General features: G+C 72.2%; 14 protein-coding genes. 10 read left to right on the top strand and 4 right to left on the bottom strand.

Annotation, left to right across the window (positions count from 1 at the left end; genetic code table 11):
- Window positions 1–97 precede the first annotated feature (97 nt).
- On the bottom strand, window positions 98–1,003 hold the full coding sequence (locus tag ACFY6S_RS03740; protein WP_388822340.1) for a GntR family transcriptional regulator: 906 nt from the start codon (window positions 1,001–1,003) through the stop codon (window positions 98–100).
- 362 nt (window positions 1,004–1,365) lie between these two features.
- Between ACFY6S_RS03740 and ACFY6S_RS03735 the strand changes: the two genes are divergently transcribed.
- From ACFY6S_RS03735 to ACFY6S_RS03705, 7 genes are all read left to right on the top strand, one after another.
- Window positions 1,366–2,580 carry a peroxidase-related enzyme gene (locus tag ACFY6S_RS03735; protein ID WP_388822337.1) on the top strand — a complete coding sequence of 405 codons (1,215 nt, stop codon included), beginning with the start codon at window positions 1,366–1,368 and terminating at the stop codon, window positions 2,578–2,580.
- Window positions 2,581–2,718: 138 nt separating this feature from the next.
- Complete coding sequence (locus ACFY6S_RS03730) at window positions 2,719–3,807, top strand: ABC transporter substrate-binding protein (protein WP_388822334.1); 1,089 nt, start codon at window positions 2,719–2,721, stop codon at window positions 3,805–3,807.
- Window positions 3,800–4,972 carry an ABC transporter ATP-binding protein gene (locus ACFY6S_RS03725; RefSeq protein ID WP_388822331.1) on the top strand — a complete coding sequence of 391 codons (1,173 nt, stop codon included), beginning with the start codon at window positions 3,800–3,802 and terminating at the stop codon, window positions 4,970–4,972. Before ACFY6S_RS03730 ends, ACFY6S_RS03725 begins: the two co-directional genes overlap by 8 nt.
- Window positions 4,969–5,910, top strand: coding sequence for an ABC transporter permease (locus tag ACFY6S_RS03720; RefSeq protein WP_388822328.1), 942 nt, complete (start codon window positions 4,969–4,971; stop codon window positions 5,908–5,910). Before ACFY6S_RS03725 ends, ACFY6S_RS03720 begins: the two co-directional genes overlap by 4 nt.
- Entirely contained in the window at window positions 5,907–6,707 is an 801-nt protein-coding gene (locus tag ACFY6S_RS03715) for an ABC transporter permease (RefSeq protein WP_388822325.1), read from the top strand. The genes ACFY6S_RS03720 and ACFY6S_RS03715 overlap by 4 nt, the downstream gene beginning before the upstream one ends.
- A 70-nt stretch (window positions 6,708–6,777) precedes the next feature.
- Complete coding sequence (locus ACFY6S_RS03710; protein WP_388822322.1) at window positions 6,778–7,818, top strand: dipeptidase; 1,041 nt, start codon at window positions 6,778–6,780, stop codon at window positions 7,816–7,818.
- 2 nt (window positions 7,819–7,820) lie between these two features.
- The gene (locus ACFY6S_RS03705; RefSeq protein WP_388822319.1) at window positions 7,821–9,575 is read left to right on the top strand and encodes an FAD/NAD(P)-binding protein; all 1,755 of its coding nucleotides are present in this window, start codon (window positions 7,821–7,823) and stop codon (window positions 9,573–9,575) included.
- 23 nt (window positions 9,576–9,598) lie between these two features.
- Here ACFY6S_RS03705 and ACFY6S_RS03700 read toward each other — a convergent pair whose 3' ends face one another.
- Window positions 9,599–10,519 (bottom strand): AEC family transporter, encoded by a 921-nt coding sequence (locus ACFY6S_RS03700; protein ID WP_388822315.1) that lies wholly within the window; start codon window positions 10,517–10,519, stop codon window positions 9,599–9,601.
- 304 nt (window positions 10,520–10,823) lie between these two features.
- Between ACFY6S_RS03700 and ACFY6S_RS03695 the strand changes: the two genes are divergently transcribed.
- A complete protein-coding gene (locus ACFY6S_RS03695; protein WP_388822312.1) occupies window positions 10,824–12,152 on the top strand; it encodes an aldehyde dehydrogenase family protein in 1,329 nt (442 codons plus the stop codon).
- Between the two features lie 51 nt (window positions 12,153–12,203).
- Here ACFY6S_RS03695 and ACFY6S_RS03690 read toward each other — a convergent pair whose 3' ends face one another.
- Window positions 12,204–13,568, bottom strand: coding sequence for an MFS transporter (locus ACFY6S_RS03690; protein ID WP_388822309.1), 1,365 nt, complete (start codon window positions 13,566–13,568; stop codon window positions 12,204–12,206).
- Window positions 13,569–13,941: 373 nt separating this feature from the next.
- On the opposite strand from ACFY6S_RS03690, the gene ACFY6S_RS03685 reads away from it, so the two are divergent.
- Window positions 13,942–14,856 (top strand): 5-dehydro-4-deoxyglucarate dehydratase, encoded by a 915-nt coding sequence (locus tag ACFY6S_RS03685; protein ID WP_388822306.1) that lies wholly within the window; start codon window positions 13,942–13,944, stop codon window positions 14,854–14,856.
- The gene (locus tag ACFY6S_RS03680) at window positions 14,853–16,130 is read left to right on the top strand and encodes a glucarate dehydratase family protein (protein ID WP_388822923.1); all 1,278 of its coding nucleotides are present in this window, start codon (window positions 14,853–14,855) and stop codon (window positions 16,128–16,130) included. Before ACFY6S_RS03685 ends, ACFY6S_RS03680 begins: the two co-directional genes overlap by 4 nt.
- A gap of 39 nt (window positions 16,131–16,169) precedes the next feature.
- Here the strand turns inward: ACFY6S_RS03680 and ACFY6S_RS03675 are convergent, their stop codons facing one another.
- Window positions 16,170–16,583, bottom strand: coding sequence for an ATP-binding protein (locus tag ACFY6S_RS03675; RefSeq protein WP_388822303.1), 414 nt, complete (start codon window positions 16,581–16,583; stop codon window positions 16,170–16,172).
- Window positions 16,584–16,633 lie beyond the last annotated feature (50 nt).

Here is a 16,633-nt window from a genome sequence, read left to right as displayed (position 1 = left end):
CTCGTGTATTTCGGAGAGCAGATCGTACGTCCGTGACATAGCGGCCCGGTCGCCCGGCCCACGGCACCCGACTACCGTCCTCCGCCGGCGGCGGCGCTCAGTCGCCGGTGGGCTCGGCGGGGATCTCGTACGCGAGCCGGAACCGCTCGCCGGGCACCACGAGATCCGCGGTCTCCAGCGGCCGGTCGCCCGCGTAGTAGGTCCGCTCGATGGCGGCGACGGGCGCGCCCGGGGTCAGATCCAGCGCGTCCGCCTCCTCCCGGGTGGCGGTGCGGGCGGTGACGGTCTCGGTCGAGCGCGTGATCCGGAAGCCGATGTACGACATCCGGGCCACCACGCTGCTGCCCGCCATGGGGCCCGCGCCGGGCAGCGACACGGGGGTGCCACCGGTCACGGTGAGCGGTTCCCAGCTGACGCAGAGCATCGCCGGCCGGCCGTCCCTGGTGATCATGTATTCGCTGCGGATCACGGGTTCCGCGGCGGGAACCGCGAGGCGCAGGGCGATGTCCGGCGGTGCCTCGCCGGTGGTGGAACGCGGGGTCCCACGTACCGAACGGCCGTCGTCTTCCGTGGCGCCGAGGTCCGTGGCGCCGAGGTCCGTGGCGCCGGGGACCGTGCCGTCCCGGCCGACGCTGTCCGGGGTGGCGCTGCTCGGGATGGAGCGGGCCGGGGTGGCGCCGTCCGGGGTGGAGCGGGCCGGGGGGCCCGTTCCCGCGCCGGCCGCTCTGACCGCGAGCCTGCCCTGAAGGCGCTCATGCGTCCATGACCTCGCCATCGTCCCGGACGACGGCCGCTCCCGCACGAACACGCCGCGCCCGGCCCGCCCCTTGACGAGTCCGTCGGCGGTCAGGGCGCGTACCGCCGCCGCCGCGACGTTCGAGCCGACGCCGTAGTCCCGCGCGAGCGCGGCGCGGGACGGCAGAGGGTCTCCCGGTGCGAACTCGCCCGTCTCGATACGGCGCCGCAGATCCTCCGCAACCGCCCGATAGGCCGCGACCGCCATCTGATGTCTCACCTTTCGGACATCGTCTCAGCAAGTGAGAAGTTTCTCCTCGGATCCGGCCCGCCCGGGACACTCCGCTCCTGATCTTCCGGAACGGGCGCCAGGTGCCTGATGCATCAGGTGAGGCCGAAAATCCACTATCCAGGGAAGTCTCCCATGTGAGCCCCCTGGCCTGTTGCATCAGGTGGCACCGCACCGGTCCCCCCGGGCGGGCCGCAGCCACGCGCGAACAGCCCGGTTCCGCAGGGGCGGGGGCTTTGCACGGGCGCACCGGGCGGAGCTACTTTCACCTCCTGCCCCACCGGCCCTCGTCCCGACGGCCGGACACCGGGCGGGACCGTCACGGGTGAGGAGGACCGAGAATGAGCCAGGGCACCGAGCACGCCGCTCCGTACCGTCCCGGTCTGGCCGAGCACACCGACGCCGCCCGTCGTGTCCTGCTCGCCCCGGACCGCCCCGGAGCGCTCAGCCCCGCACTCCGGATCACGGCAGCGGCCCGCGCGGCCGAACGGACCGGGCAGCCCGGCCTCGCCGCGCGCTACCGGGCTCTGGCACCCGGCGCCGTACCGGACCGCTCCGGCACGGAGGGTTCCGGTACGGAGGGCCCCACGGGGTCCGAGGCCGCCGCCCTCCTCGCCGCCGTCGAGGACTTCACCGACAGCGTCACGCTCGACCCGGCGGGCACCGGCCCGACCGCTCTGCGGGATCTCGCCGCCCACGGACTGGACACCCCGGCCGTCGTGGCGCTCGCCCAGATCTGCGCCTTCGTCGCGTACGAGGCACGCGTCGTCTCCGGACTCGCGCTGCTGACCGGGGCACCGGCCGCCGCCGGCCCCGACGGAACGTCAAAGGGCGTCGCGCAGTCGGACACCACCACGGCGCCGGAGACCACCACGGCGCCGTCCCCTGCGCCCGTGCGACAGGCGCCGGAATTCACACTGGACCAGCTGACCTGGCGACCGCACATCCCCGAGGTCGACGCCGACGCGCTCACCGACGAGCAACGCGCCGTACTCGACGCGCACACCACCCTGTCGGCCGCCTCGCCGTACTACCGGACGCTGCTGCACGACCCGGCCGCGCTCGACCACCGCACCCACGTCTACAACACCGTCATGTACGGACGCGGCGGCCTGCCGCGCGCAGAGCGCGAACTGGCGACCCTGCTGGTCTCCCGTGCCAACGGCTGCGTCTACTGCGCCTCCGTGCACGGCAGGAAGTACGCGCAGCTGTCCCGCGACGAGGCGACCGCGCTGCGCGTGCTCGACCAGGGCGCGGCGGCGCTCACCGGGGACGCCCGGGGCCTGGCCCTCGCCCGCTTCGCACAGGCCCAGACGCTCACGCCGCCCGCCGCCACCACCGGGGATGTGGCCGCCCTCCGCACGGCCGGTCTCGACGAGGCCGCGCTGACCGATCTCGTCCACGCCGTCGCCCTGTTCGGCTGGGCGAACCGCCTGATGCTCGTCCTCGGTGACGTGCACCCCGCCAGGAAGCTCGACGCGGGCATCCCGCGCACCGACGCGCGGGAGTCCTGTAGCGGGACGCCGGGCCGGACCGCACGGGTGGGCGACGCGTAGCCGTCCCCCGAGGAGCCGACCCGGCGTCGCCCCGTGCCCGTAGCTCCCCGCAGCACTCCCCGGACATCCTCGGCCCTCGTGGAACGTCCCCGGATCCGCGCCCCCGCCCCTCCCGATCCCGCCCGACCGGAGACCGCCATGCCCGCCCTTCGCCCCGCCCTCACCGCCGCCGCCGTACTGACCGGTACCGCTCTGCTCGCGACGGCCTGCTCCTCCTCCGCCACCTCGCCCTCCGGGGCCTCGGGTGACGCGGGCGGCAGACAGACCGTCACCTTCATGGGGTTCTACGGGACCTTCCAGGACTCCTTCACCAAGACGGTGATCAAGCCCTTCGAGAAGGCCAACCCGGACATCACCGTCAAGTACGTTCCCATCCAGAACTCCGCCGAGGTGATGGCCAAGCTGCGCGCCGGCAGCAAGCGCCCGGCGGCCGATGTCGCCCTCATGGACAGCTCCGTGGCACCGACGGCCAACAAGGAGAAGCTGTTCGCGCCGCTCGACGCCGCCAAGGTCCCCAACCTCGCCCGTCTCGTCCCCGCCGCGAAGAGCGAGGACGGCTACGGCCCGGCCGTCACCTTCGACAGCCTCTCGATCCTCTACAACTCCAAGAACGTCAAGAAGGCGCCCACCAGCTGGAACGACCTGTGGGACGCCCAGTACAAGGGCAAGCTGGCGATGCCGATCGCCGACACCCGGGGCGTCGCGCTGATCATCGCCCTGGAGAAGATCCTCGGCGCCGACTACAAGAAGGACATCGACCCGGCGATCGACAAGCTGAGGAGCCTGGCCCCGGCCGTCCAGACCTGGCAGCCCTCGCCCGACGTCTACACCGCCGTCCAGTCGGGCGACGCGGACGTGGCCGTCGGCTGGAACGCCCGGGGCCAGTACTACAAGGACTCCTCGCAGGGCGTCGTCCAGCCGGTGCTGCCCAAGGAGGGCACCGTCACCCAGGTCAACACCATCAACCTCGTCAACAACTCCGCGCACACCGCCGCCGCGCAGAAGTTCATCGACTACGCCATCGGCGCCGAGGCCCAGAAGGCGTTCGACGACGAAGCCTTCTACGCGCCCGTCAACAAGGACGTCCAACTGGCGGCCGAGACCGAGGAGCGCACGCAGGCGTCCGACGAGCAGCAGAAGAACCAGATCCCCGTCGACTGGGCCTGGCTGACCACCCGCTACACCGCCTGGGTCGACCGCATCAAGCAGGAGGTCATCGGTGGTTGACACCCCGGTGAACGACGGACACCTCGTACTGGAGTCCCTGGCCAAGACCTACCCCGGCAAGGACGGCGCCGCCGTGCGCGGCGTCGACCTGACCGTGGAACGCGGCCGGATGCTCGCCGTACTCGGCCCCTCGGGCTGCGGCAAGTCCACCACCCTGCGCATGATCGCGGGACTGGTGCCACCCACCTCCGGGCGGATCCTGGTCGACGGCCGGGACATCACCGAAGCGCCGGTGCACCGCCGCGACATGGGCGTCGTCTTCCAGTCCTACGCGCTCTTCCCGCACCTGGACGTGGCCCGCAACGTCGCCTTCGGCCTTGAGATGCGCAAGACCCCCAAGGCGGAGGTGAAGCGGCGGGTGGCCGAGGCGCTCGAACTGGTACGGCTCGGCCATCTCGCCGGCCGCCGGATCGCCCAGCTCTCCGGCGGCCAGCAGCAGCGCGTGGCGCTGGCCCGCGCGCTGGTCGTGGAGCCGGCCGTGCTCCTGCTCGACGAACCGCTGTCGAACCTGGACGCGCAGCTGCGCTCGGCGATGCGCGACGAGATCGTGCGCATCCAGCGCGAGACGGGCGTCACCACCGTCTTCGTCACCCATGACCAGCAGGAAGCCCTGTCCATGGCCGACAGCGTCGCCGTCATGAACCAGGGCCGGATCGAGCAGGTGGGCACTCCCGAGGCCGTCTACGAGCGCCCGGAACGCCCGTTCGTCGCGCGGTTCGTGGGCCGGGCCAATCTGCTCGACGGCACGGTCACCGGTTCAGGGGACGACACGGCCTCGGTCGCTCTGCCGGGCCTCGGTACGGTCCACGCGACCGGCGACCGGGTCGCGGCGGGCGCCACGGCCACCGTCATGCTCCGGCCGCACCGGATAGCCCTCACCGGCGCGGCCCCCGGCAGCGGCGCCGTACGCGGCACGGTCCTGTCGGCGGGATACGCGGGCGAGACGGTCGCCTACCGGGTGCGCGTGGGCGACGACGGTCCCGTCCTGGACGTCGAACGGCCCACCGGCGCCCACGAGTCGTACGGCCCCGGCGCCGAGGTCGAGCTGTCCTGGGACCCGAAGGCGCCCCGCCTGGTGTCCACCGGCCCCGAAGCCGGCCGCGACACGGAGCCCGGCCCCGGCACCGAGCCCGGTGCGGGGCCCGCGGAGAAGGGGCCGGCGTGACAGCGGACACCGTCACCACGGCTCCCTCGGCTCCGCCGGCTCCCGAGCCCCCTGCCCGCCGCGGGCGGGGACCGGCGCGCGCGGCCCTGGTCCTGCTGCTGCCCGGCCTGCTGGCCCTGCTGCTGACCTACGCGCTGCCGCTGGTCTGGGTGGTGCGCATGTCGCTCAACGAGTCGGGAGAGGGCGGCCTGATCCGGCAGACCCTCTCCCTCGCCACCTTCGGCGAGGTCCTGGGCAGCTCCCACTACTGGAACGTGATCCGGCAGACCGTCGAACTCGGCGTCCTGGTCACCTTCTTCACCCTGGTCGTCTCCTACCCGGTGGCCCTGTTCCTGGCCCGCACCACCAGCCGCTGGCGCAGCCTGCTCATGGCGCTCGCCATCGCGCCGCTGCTGATCTCGTCGGTCGCGCGCACCTTCGGCTGGATGGCGATCCTCGGCCGTCAGGGAGTCGTCAACAAGACGCTGGACGCTCTCGGACTGATCGACGCCCCGCTGCACCTGGCCAACAACCTCACCGGGGTGGTCATCGCCTCGACCGAGATCTACATGCCGTTCGCCGTCCTCGCGATGATCAGCGGCTTCGGCCGGCTCGACCCCGCCCTGGAGCACGCCGCCGCGTCGCTGGGCGCGCCCCGCCGCACGGTCTTCCGCCGGATCGTCCTGCCGCTCACCCTGCCGGGCGTGCTCACCGCCGGGCTGCTGGTGTTCGTCCTCAGCCTGAGCGGCTACGTCACCCCCCGGCTGATCGGCGGCGGCCGGGTCTTCGTGCTGGCGACCGAGATCTACGACGAGGCGATCACCAGCCTCGACTGGCCGGTGGCGGCGGTCCTCTCGATGCTGCTGCTCGCGGTGTTCGGGGTCGTCATCGCCGTCTACCTCTGGGCGCAGCGAGCCCTCGAAGCCCGTTTCACCGGCGGACAGGAGGCCCGTTCATGACCACGCGCCGGCTGACCAGGGCGGTGTGGGCCGTCGTCCTCACCGTCCTCTATCTCTTCCTGCTCGCGCCGATCCTCGTCGTCCTCGTGGAGTCCTTCGACCACTCCACCTATCTGCGCTTCCCGCCGGAGGGCTTCAGCCTGGACTCCTACCGGCAGGTCTTCGCCAACGAAGCCTTCCGGGAAGGCTTCAAGGTCAGCGGGATCACGGCCGCGGTGACCGCGCTGCTGGCGATGGTGACCGGGGTACCGGCGGCGCTGGCGCTGACCCGGCTGCGCTTCCGGGGCCGGGCCGCGATCGAGGCGGTCTTCCTCTCGCCCCTGCTCGTACCGCACATCGTGCTCGGGCTGGCGCTGCTGCTGATCCTGGCGCCGATCCCGCTCACCGACACCTACGGGGGGCTGATCCTGGCGCACCTCGGGGTGAGCGTGCCCTATGTCGTACGGACGGTCTCCGCCGCGCTGGTCTCGGCGGACCCGAGAGCCGAGGAGGCGGCCCGCACCCTCGGTGCGAACGGACTGCGGACCTTCTGGCGGATCACCCTGCCCGCCATCCGGCCGGGGCTGTTCTCCGGGGGTGTCATCGCCTTTCTGCTGTCCTTCGACGAGACGGTGATCTCGCTCTTCGTCTCCGGCCAGAACACCGTGCCGCTGCCGGTCGCCGTGCTCCAGTACGTCGAGTACCGCAGCGATCCCTCCGTGGCCTCCCTCTCCGTCCTGCTGGTGCTTCTCTCCGTGGTCGTCGTCGTGCTCGTGGAGCGCGGCCTCGGACTGCGCCGCACGCTCAGATCCGGCTGACCGGAGGCCGAGCCGCCGCGAAGACACCCGACCCACGCCACCCGCCCCGCACCCCCCAAGGAGTTCCCCCGTGTCCGACACCCCGGCGCAGCCCCTCGACCCCGCCGCGCTCCACCGTGACAGCGTCGTCTTCAACGCGCTCGACTGCACCCCGCTGGCCTGGGCGGACGAGACCTACCTCGGCAAGCTCGCCGCCTCCGGCGTCACCGCGATCAATCACGCGGTCTCCATCTCCCAGGGCTACGACGAGGCCGCCGCGGCGATCGTCGGCTGGCAGCGGCGGCTGGCGGAGACCGACGGCCGGGTCTTCCAGGCGTACGGACTCGACGACGTCGACCAGGCCAAGGCCGAGGGCCGGGTCGCCTGGTTCGCCGGCTTCGAGGACAGCAAGCCGGTGGGGGAGGACCTGTGGCGGCTGGAGACCCTGTACCAGCTGGGGCTGCGCTTCATGGGGCTGACGTACCAGAACCGCAACTACGCGGGCGACGGCAGCGGCGAGAGCGCCAACGGCGGGCTGAGCCGCTTCGGGCGCGCCCTGGTCATGGAGAGCAACCGGCTCGGCATCGCCCTCGACCTGTCGCACACCGGTGAGCGCTCCACGCTGGAGACCATCGAGGTCTCCGACCGGCCCGTCCTCGTCACCCACGCGGGCCTGACGCGCTTCGTGGACAGCCCCCGCAACAAGAGCGACCGCGTGGTGAAGGAACTGGCCGCGCGCGGCGGTGTCTTCGGCCTCGCGGCCAAGTCCGGGTTCCTCACCCCGGACGGGCTGACACGGCGGCCGGGCGCCGAGGTCTTCGCCGACAACATCGACTACCTCGTGGAACTCGTCGGCATCGACCACGTCATCGTCGGAACCGACGTCGGTGACGAGCGCAAGTACTCCCGCGAGGGCATGGCCCGGGTGCGCCGGCTCTACCCGGAGATCCCCATCGTGGGCGAGGACCTCGACCTCGACCGCATCCACCCCGAGGGCATGGGCACCCCCGCCGACCTGCCCCGCATCACCGAACTGCTGACCGGCCGCGGATACAGTGCCGAGGACATCACCAAGGTCCTCGGCGGCAACCTGCGGCGGGCCCTGGCGGAGATCTGGGACTCGGGAGTGTGAGCGTGCGCCGTCCGATCAGCGTCGCGGTCGTCGGGGCGGGGCCGCGCGGCACCGCCGTGGTGGAGCGTCTGATAGCCAACCTCGGGCCGCACGGGCCCTGGGCCGGCGTACCGGCCGAGCTGCATGTCGTGGAGGAACACACGCCGGGCGCCGGGCGGGTCTGGGACCCCGCGCAGCCCGAGCACCTGCTGATGAACACGGTCGCCGGGCACGCGACCGCGTTCCCCGACGACACCGTGACGATGGACGGCCCCGTCACCACCGGACCCACGCTCATGGAGTGGGCGCGCGAGCACGCGCCCGGCCTCGAACCCTGGCAGCACCCCCACCGGGCGCTGATGGGCCGCTATCTGGCCTGGGCCCATGAGCGGATCGTCCGGGGCGCGGCCCCCGCCACCCGCGTCGTCCCCCACCCCACGCGCGCCGTCGGGCTGGACGGGACGACGGGGGACCGGTTCCGGCTGCGCCTCGCCGACGGCACCGCGCTGCTCGCCGACGCGGTGGTCCTCGCCACCGGCCACACCGACCAGCTGCCGTCGCCCGAGGGCCGGGCGCTCGCCACCGCCGCCGACCGGCACGGGCTGCTCTACCTGCCGCCCGGCCACCCCCGCGAGACCCGGCTCGATCTGCTGCCGCCCGGTGAGCCGGTCCTCGTCCGGGGGCTGGCGCTCAACTTCTTCGACCAGCTGGCGCTGCTCACCGCCGGACGCGGCGGCCGCTTCGCACCCGCGGGGCCCGACGGCCGGCTGCGCTATCTGCCGTCCGGCCGCGAGCCGCTGGTCCTCGCCGGATCGGGGCGCGGTGTGCCGTATCTGGCCCGCAATCAGGTGCCCGGCCGGATGCCCGCGGGACACACGCCGGTCCACTTCGACCGGGCGGCCCTGGCGCGTCTGACGGCGCGCGAGCCGGGCACCGTCGACTTCGCGACCGAGGTGCGGCCGCTGATCGAACGCGAGGCCGCCGCCGCGTGGGACGGGGTGGGCGACGCCGCCGCCGGCCCCTTCGACCTGGCGTCCGTCGACCGGCCGCTGTCCGGGCGGACGTTCGCCGACCGCGCGGCGTTCGGCGGATGGCTGCGGGAGTGGCTGCGCGCCGACATGACGGCGGCCCGCACACCGGACCGCAGCCCGCTCAAGGCCGCCGCGGGCGCGGTCACGGCGGTGAAGGGGCAGGTGCGGCGGCTGGTTGCCTCCGGTGTGCTGAGCGGCGCCTCGTACCGTGAGCTGGAGTGGTTCCGCTCCTTCGGGGCGCATCTGTCCAGCGGTCCGCCCGCCTCCAGGATCGCCGAGCTGATCGCCCTGAACGAGGCGGGCGTCGTCGAGTTCGTCGGGGCGCGGCCCGCCGTCACCGTGGACACCGGGACCGGCCGCTTCACCGTCACCTCGCCGACCACCGGCGGCCCTCCGGCCACGGCCCGCGCGCTGCTGGACGCCTGGCTGCCCGGCCAGGACCTGGCGGGCACCGCCGACCCGCTGCTCGGCGGGCTGGTCGCCGCCGGTCTGGCCCGGCCGCACACGGCGGGTACGGAGGGGGGTACGGAGCCGACGGGCGCCCTCGACGTGGGCGCTGACGACCTGCGGGTGCGCGCCGCCGACGGACGGCCGCAGCCGCGTCTCTTCGCGGTCGGCATCCCGATCGAGGGTGTCCACTGGAACACTCCGATCGGAGCGCGGGCACGGGCCGACGCGGAGATGTTCCGCCAGGCCGACACCATCGCCCGCTCGGCACTGACGGCGGCGGCCGACCGGAGCCCTTGAGGAGCCGGCCGACGCCCCGGTCGTCACCCGAGCAGCGCCGCCACCGCCACCAGCACCGGCACGGACGCCACCGTGGACAGCAGAATCGATTCGCGCGCCAGCCGCTCGCCGACCCGGTAGCGCGAGGCGTACGTATAGAGGTTCTGCGCCGCCGGCAGCGCGGAGGTCACCACCACGTCCAGCAGGGCGGCACCGTGCAGCCCGAAGACCCCGGCCCCCAGCGCCCACGCCACCACCGGCATGCCCACGGCCTTCAGCCCGGCGGAGAGCAGCACGGCGAACCTGTCGGGGCCCCGGCCCGGCAGCGCGCTGCCGCACAGCGAGATCCCGAAGGCCAGCAGCACGGCGGGCACCGACATGTTGCCGATCAGGACCAGCGGGTCGAGCACCGGCCCCGGCACCTCCCACCCGGCCGCCGCGACCGCCACGCCCAGCAGTGAGCTGGCGCCCACCGGGTTGCGCAACGGCGTGGTCACCCGCTGCCAGACCGAACGTTTCTCCACGTCCCCCGACAGATCGAGCACCGTCAGCGCGATGGGCGTGGCCACCAACTGCTGGAACAGCAGTACGGGCGCCACCAGCGAGGCGTCGCCCAGCACGTACACCGCGATCGGGATGCCGAGATTGCCCGCGTTGACGTAGCTGGAGCACAGCGCGCCGATCGTGGTGCGTCCCACGTCCCACCGGCGGACCAGGGCGATTGCGACGAACGCGCCCGCGGCGATGACGGTGCTGATCGCGGTGATCAGCAGCCTGCTGGAGAGGATCACCGACAGATCGGCCCGGGCGAGCGTGGTGAACAGCAGGGCGGGTGTGGCCACATGGAACGCGAGCTTGGTGAGCACCTCACGGCCGTTGTCCCCCAGATACCGGCGCCGCCCGATCAGGTAACCGACCCCGATCACCACCGCGATGACCCCGAAACCGGTCAGAACTCCACGCACGGCATGTTCCCGTCAGGAGTGGAGGCGGTGGTCGGCGACGGCGAGGATGGATGGATCATGCAGCAACCTTCCCGAGGAAAGTCGGGCCAGGTCAACGTGATCTCGCGCACCGATACGGGAAGCCGACCGCAGGGTGCCCGCGACGTCCCTTCCGGCGGGTAATACGGTGAGGGAGAGGGCGCATTTCAGCCCAGCCCAGCCCAGCCCAGCCCAGCACGCTCGCCACCGCCACCGCCACCGCCACCGACGACACCGGCACGCACGACACCGGCGTCACGACACGGCCCGACCGAGGAGCACCCCCATGACCTCCGCCCCGCTCACCCCCGCCGAGGCGCCCGCCGACGCCGTCGCGCGCCTCCGCGCGACCTTCGGGACCGGCCGGACCAAGGAGCTGTCCTGGCGGCTCGGCCAGCTGGCGGCGCTGCGCGCGCTCCTCACCGAGCAGGCCGAGACCCTCCAGGCGGCGCTGCTCGCGGATCTGGGCAAGAACCCCGTCGAGGCGTACCGCGCCGAGATCGGCTTCACCGTCAACGAACTCGACCACACGGTCACCCACCTGGAGGAATGGCTGCGCCCCAGGGCCGCCGCCGTCCCCGACGCCTTCCTCCCGGCGCAGGCCCGGGTCGTCCGGGATCCGCTCGGCGTGGTGCTGATCATCGCGCCGTGGAACTACCCCGTACAGCTGGCCCTCGCGCCCCTGGTCGGCGCACTCGCGTCGGGCAACGCGGCGGTCGTCAAGCCGAGCGAGCTGGCCCCGGCGACCTCCGCCGCGCTGACCGCGCTGCTGCCGAAGTACCTCGACACGGACGCGGTCGCCGTCATCGAGGGCGCGGTCCCGGAGACCACGGCCCTGCTGGAGCAGCGCTTCGACCACATCTTCTACACCGGCAGCGGCAATGTGGGCCGCATCGTCATGACCGCGGCCGCCCGGCACCTCACCCCGGTCACCCTGGAGCTGGGCGGCAAGAGCCCGGTGGTGGTGGAACCGGACGCGGACCTTGAGGTCACCGCGCGGCGCCTCGCACGCGCCAAGTTCGCCAACGCCGGCCAGACCTGCGTGGCCCCCGACTACGTCCTCGCCGTAGGTGACACGGCGGCCCGGCTGGAGCCGTACCTCACCGCCGCGGTCCGGGAGCTGTACGGGGACGACCCGGCCGCCGACCCCGGCTACGGCAGGATCGTCAACGAGCGCAACTTCGACCGGCTGACCGGCCTCCTCGGCGCCGGCCGCGTCGTGACCGGCGGCGGCCACGACCGTACCGCCCGCCACATCGACCCCACGGTCCTCGCCGACGTACCGCCGGACGCCCCGGTGATGAGCGAGGAGATCTTCGGCCCGATCCTGCCGATCCTGTCCGTACCGGATCTGGACGCCGCGATCACCTTCATCAACGACCGCGACAAGCCGCTCGCGCTGTACGCCTTCACGGAGTCCGACCGCACCAAGGAACGCCTCACCCACGAGACCTCCTCCGGCGCCCTCACCTTCGGCCTCCCCGTCCAGCACCTCGCCGTGCCCGAACTGCCCTTCGGCGGTGTCGGCGCGAGCGGCATGGGCCGCTACCACGGCGAGTACTCCATCGACACCTTCAGCCACGCGAAGGCGATCCTCGACAAGCCGCTGGACTGACCGGCCGGACGCTCCCGTACCGAATCGGCGGTACGGGAGCGCGCATCGCCCCTATCGGGCCTCGCCGGTGGCCACCTGGCCCTGGAGCGGAGCGGGTTCGTCCGCGTCCGGCTTCGGGCCGCCGGGCCGGCGCATGAAGGCGACGCCCAGGGCCGCCAGTACGGACGCCGCCGCGAGCGCGTACAGACCGCCGTGCGTCGTGCCGGTGGTGTCCTTGAGGTAGCCGAAGAGCGTGGGGGAGACGAAACCACCCAGGTTCCCCAGGGAGTTGACCACCGCCAGCCCGGCCGCGGCGATCTTCAGATCGAGCCCGGACTGCGCCATCGGCCAGAACAGGGTCGCCGCGCACTTGCCGCCGACCGCGGCCAGGGTGATGGCGACCAGCCCGAACCAGGGGGAGCCCAGAGTGGCGAGGAAGGCGCCCACCGCCGAGAGGATGAGACTCAACGCGAGATACGGCCGGCGGTCCGGGGCGCGGTCGGTGAAGTGGCTCATCGAGTACATCGCGATCACCGCGCAGATCCACGGGATGGCGGACAGCAGCCCGATCTGGAAGGGCGACAGCCCGCCGATCTCGGCGACCAGGCTGGGCAGCCAGAAGGTGATCGCGTAGCCGGTGAGGGCCATCGCGAAGAAGACGCCGGTCAGCAGGGCGACCTGCGGGTGGATCAGCAGCTTGAGACGCGACACCTTGGGGGCCCGGCTGCGGGACTCCCGGTCGCGTGCGACCGCCGTGCTCAGCGCCTCCTTCTCCTCGTCGGTGAGCCAGCGGGCCTCGCCGATGCGCGAGACGAGGAAGAACCCGGCGATGATCCCGACCAGGATGGAGAAGGTCCCCTCCAGCGCGAACATCCAGCGCCAGCCGGCGAACCCGCCCAGACCGTGCAGCTCCAGCAGCGCCCCCGTGATGGGGCCGGTCACGATGTACGCGGTGGCGGAGCCGCCCAGGAAGATCGCGCTCGCCCGGCCCCTGCTGGAGTCGGGCAGCCACTGGGTGAAGTAGAGGAGCACTCCGGGGAAGAAGCCCGCCTCGGCGACGCCGAGGACGAAGCGCAGCACGTAGAACGTCGTCACGTTGTGAATGAGACACATCGCCAGGATCACCAGACCCCAGGTGATCATGATGCGGGTCAGCCAGACCCGCGCGCCGAAGCGCTCCATGAGCATGTTGCTGGGCACCTCGAAGAGCGCGTACCCGATGAAGAACAGGCCCGCGCCGAGGCCGTAGGCGGTGGCGCTGACTCCGACATCGGCCCTCAGCTCCTCCTGGACGAATCCCACGTTCGTCCGGTCCATCTGGTTGACCAGGAGCATCAGCACCAGAATGGGCAGCATGCGGCGCAGGAATTTGCCGACCGCGCGGCTTTCGGCGTCGGGCTCGCTCTTGGAAGTCTTCGCAAGAGGCTGCGGGACCATCGTTGTCTCCCACTTCTATTGCCGTGACGGCAAGCCAGATATGTCTGGGGCCCACGCCGTTGACCGCGTGGGCCGGACTCCGCTCGCGAAGGCGAGGGGTCTCGGTGTGCCCCGAGCGGGGCGGTGTACAGCTCAGTCGTATATGTATGTGAATCTCTGTCACACGTGTGGTCACGTTACGGATGGGTGTCCATCGGGTCAATGGCTTGTGGCGCGGAATCTCGGCAGGCCCGCACGGTCGCCTGTCAACGGTGCGAAGCAGGTCAGAAGCGGGGGGTGACGGGAGGATCGCTTGACGGTTCCCGCAGCGCGTCCTAAGTTGACTGACGTTTCCATACACATAGCTCGCGGTTATATACGTGAACGGAGTCTTATGCTTGACGGAGTGCTGTTCTTTCCGGTCACACCGTTCGCACCCGACGGCGGCCTCGATCCCGACGTTCTCCGGGCCCATGTGAAGGCCGGTGTGACGGCCGGCGCGGGAGCGGTCTTCCCCGCCTGCGGCACCGGCGAATTCCACGCCCTGTCACCGGACGAGCACACCGAGGTCGTCCGCCACGCGGTCGAGGCCACGGCGGGCGAGGTGCCCGTCTACGCCGGTGTCGGCGGCCCGCTGCCCACGGCCCTGGCCCTGGCCCGGGCGGCACGGGAGAACGGCGCCGACGGGCTGCTCCTGCTGCCGCCCTACCTGGTCAGCGGGGATCAGGCCGGCCTGGTGCGGTACGTACGGCAGGTCGCGGAGGCGGCGGAGCTGCCCCTGATCGTCTATAACCGCGCCAACGCCCGGTTCACCCCGGCCGCCGCCGCCGAGGCCGCCGCGATCGACGGGGTCGTCGGCTTCAAGGACGGCGTCGGGGACATCGAGACCCTGGCCAGAACCGTCTTCGCCGTACGGGAGGCGCTGCGCGGGAGCGGCAAGCCGTTCCAGTTCTTCAACGGACTGCCCACCGCCGAGGCCACCGTCCCGGCCTACCGGGCCATCGGCGTCCCCCTCTACTCGTCCGCCGCCTTCTGCTTCGCCCCCGAGATCTCCCTGGCCTTCCACCGGGCGGTGACCACCGGCGACGAGAAGCGGGCCGACGCCCTCCTGGCCGGCTTCTTCCACCCCCTGGTCGCCCTGCGGGACAAGGTCCCCGGATACGCCGTCTCACTGGTCAAGGCAGGTGTACGGCTGCGCGGCCTGGACGTGGGAACGGTCCGAGCCCCGCTGAGCGACCCCGCCCCGGAGGACGTCGCCGAACTCTCCGCCCTCCTGGAGCGGGGACTCGAACTGGTAAGGAGCGCCTGACCGTGAGCACCGGACAACTCCGCATCTCCGCCGTCACCATCACCCCCGTCGCCTTCCGTGACCCGCCGCTGCTCAACTCGGTCGGCGTCCACGAGCCGTACGCTCTGCGCGCCATCGTCGAAGTGCACACGGACGGCGGGCTCACCGGACTCGGCGAGACCTACGCCGACGCCCGCCATCTGGAGCGCCTCCAGGCCGTGGCCGACCGGATCGTCGGACTCGACGTCTACGCCACCGAGGAACTCCACCGGCGCGCCGGCGATGTCATCGCCCGCGTCGGCGAGGTCGGCGGCTCCGGGCTGACCGGAATGGTCACCACGAGCAGCACCGTCGACCGGGTGCACTCCCCGTTCGAGGTCGCACTGCTCGACATCCAGGGACAGGCGTGCGGCCGGCCCGTCTCCGACCTCCTCGGCGGCGCCGTACGCGCCGCCGTGCCCTTCAGCGCCTACCTCTTCTACAAGTGGGCCGCCCACCCCGGCGCCGAACCGGACGAGTGGGGCGCGGCGCTGGACCCCGACGGCGTGGTGGCCCAGGCCCGGCGCATGGTCGACGCGTACGGATTCACCGCCATCAAGCTCAAGGGGGGCGTCCTGCCGCCCGAGGAGGAGGTCGAGGCGGTACGGGCGCTGCGCGCCGAGTTCCCCGACCACCCGCTGCGTCTCGACCCGAACGCCGCCTGGACGGTGCCCACGTCCATCGAGGTCGGCCGGGCGCTCGACGGTGTGCTGGAGTATCTGGAGGACCCGACCCCCGGCATCGAGGGCATGGCCGCCGTCGCCCGCGAGGTGTCGATGCCGCTGGCCACCAACATGTGCGTCGTCGCCTTCGACGAACTCCACCCCTCGGTGGCGGTGGACGCCGTACAGGTCATCCTCTCCGACCACCACTACTGGGGCGGCCTGCGCCGCTCCAAGCTCCTGTCCGGCATCTGCGACACCTTCGGCATGGGACTGTCCATGCACTCCAACTCGCACCTGGGCATCAGCCTCGCGGCCATGACGCATCTCGCGGCGGCCACCCCCAACCTCACCTACGCCTGCGACACGCACTGGCCGTGGAAGACCGAGGACGTCATCGAGCCCGGTGTGCTGGAGTTCAAGGACGGCTCGGTGGCGGTGCCCACCGGCCCGGGACTCGGTGTCACCCTCGACCGCGACGCCCTGGGGGCCCTGCACGAGCAGTACCTGTCCAGCGGTCTGCGCAACCGCGACGACACTGGCTACATGCGCACGGTCCACCCGACCTACCGGGCCACCATCCCGCGCTGGTGAACACGTCGGGCCCCGCCCGGCCCCGGCCGGGCGGGCCGCTCAGTGCCGCACCAGCGCCCTGATCAGCTTGCCGCCGTCCCCGAGCACGTCGACCGTGACCTCGGCCAGCCGGTGCACCAGCGGCCAGCCGTAACCGCCGGGCAGCCACTCCTCGTGGTGCGGCACGGTCGCGGGCAGCGCGGGGCTCGCGTCCCGTACGGCGACCTCCACCACACCGGCACCGGCGGAGACCCGGAACCCCGTCACCCCGCCCGCGTGCCGTATGGCGTTGGTGACCAGCTCCGACACGATCAGCAGCACATCGACCGTGGTCTGTTCCGGCACCCCCGGCGCGTGCCGGCGCAGAAAGGAACGCACCAGCGCGCGCGCCTCCGCCGTGCCCGCGGGCCGCGCCTCCAGCAGAGCGGAAGCCTCTGATGCGGCCTGGTCCGCCCCGTCGTCAACCGTAGTCATTCCCGCACCCCCCGTACCGGCTGTGGTGGGGCAGAGCATCGCATGTTTCC

Origin of the sequence: Streptomyces sp. NPDC012835 (genome assembly GCF_042900885.1) — a bacterium.
GTDB lineage: Bacteria > Actinomycetota > Actinomycetes > Streptomycetales > Streptomycetaceae > Streptomyces.
This window is presented reverse-complemented; position numbering and strand designations above follow the sequence as displayed.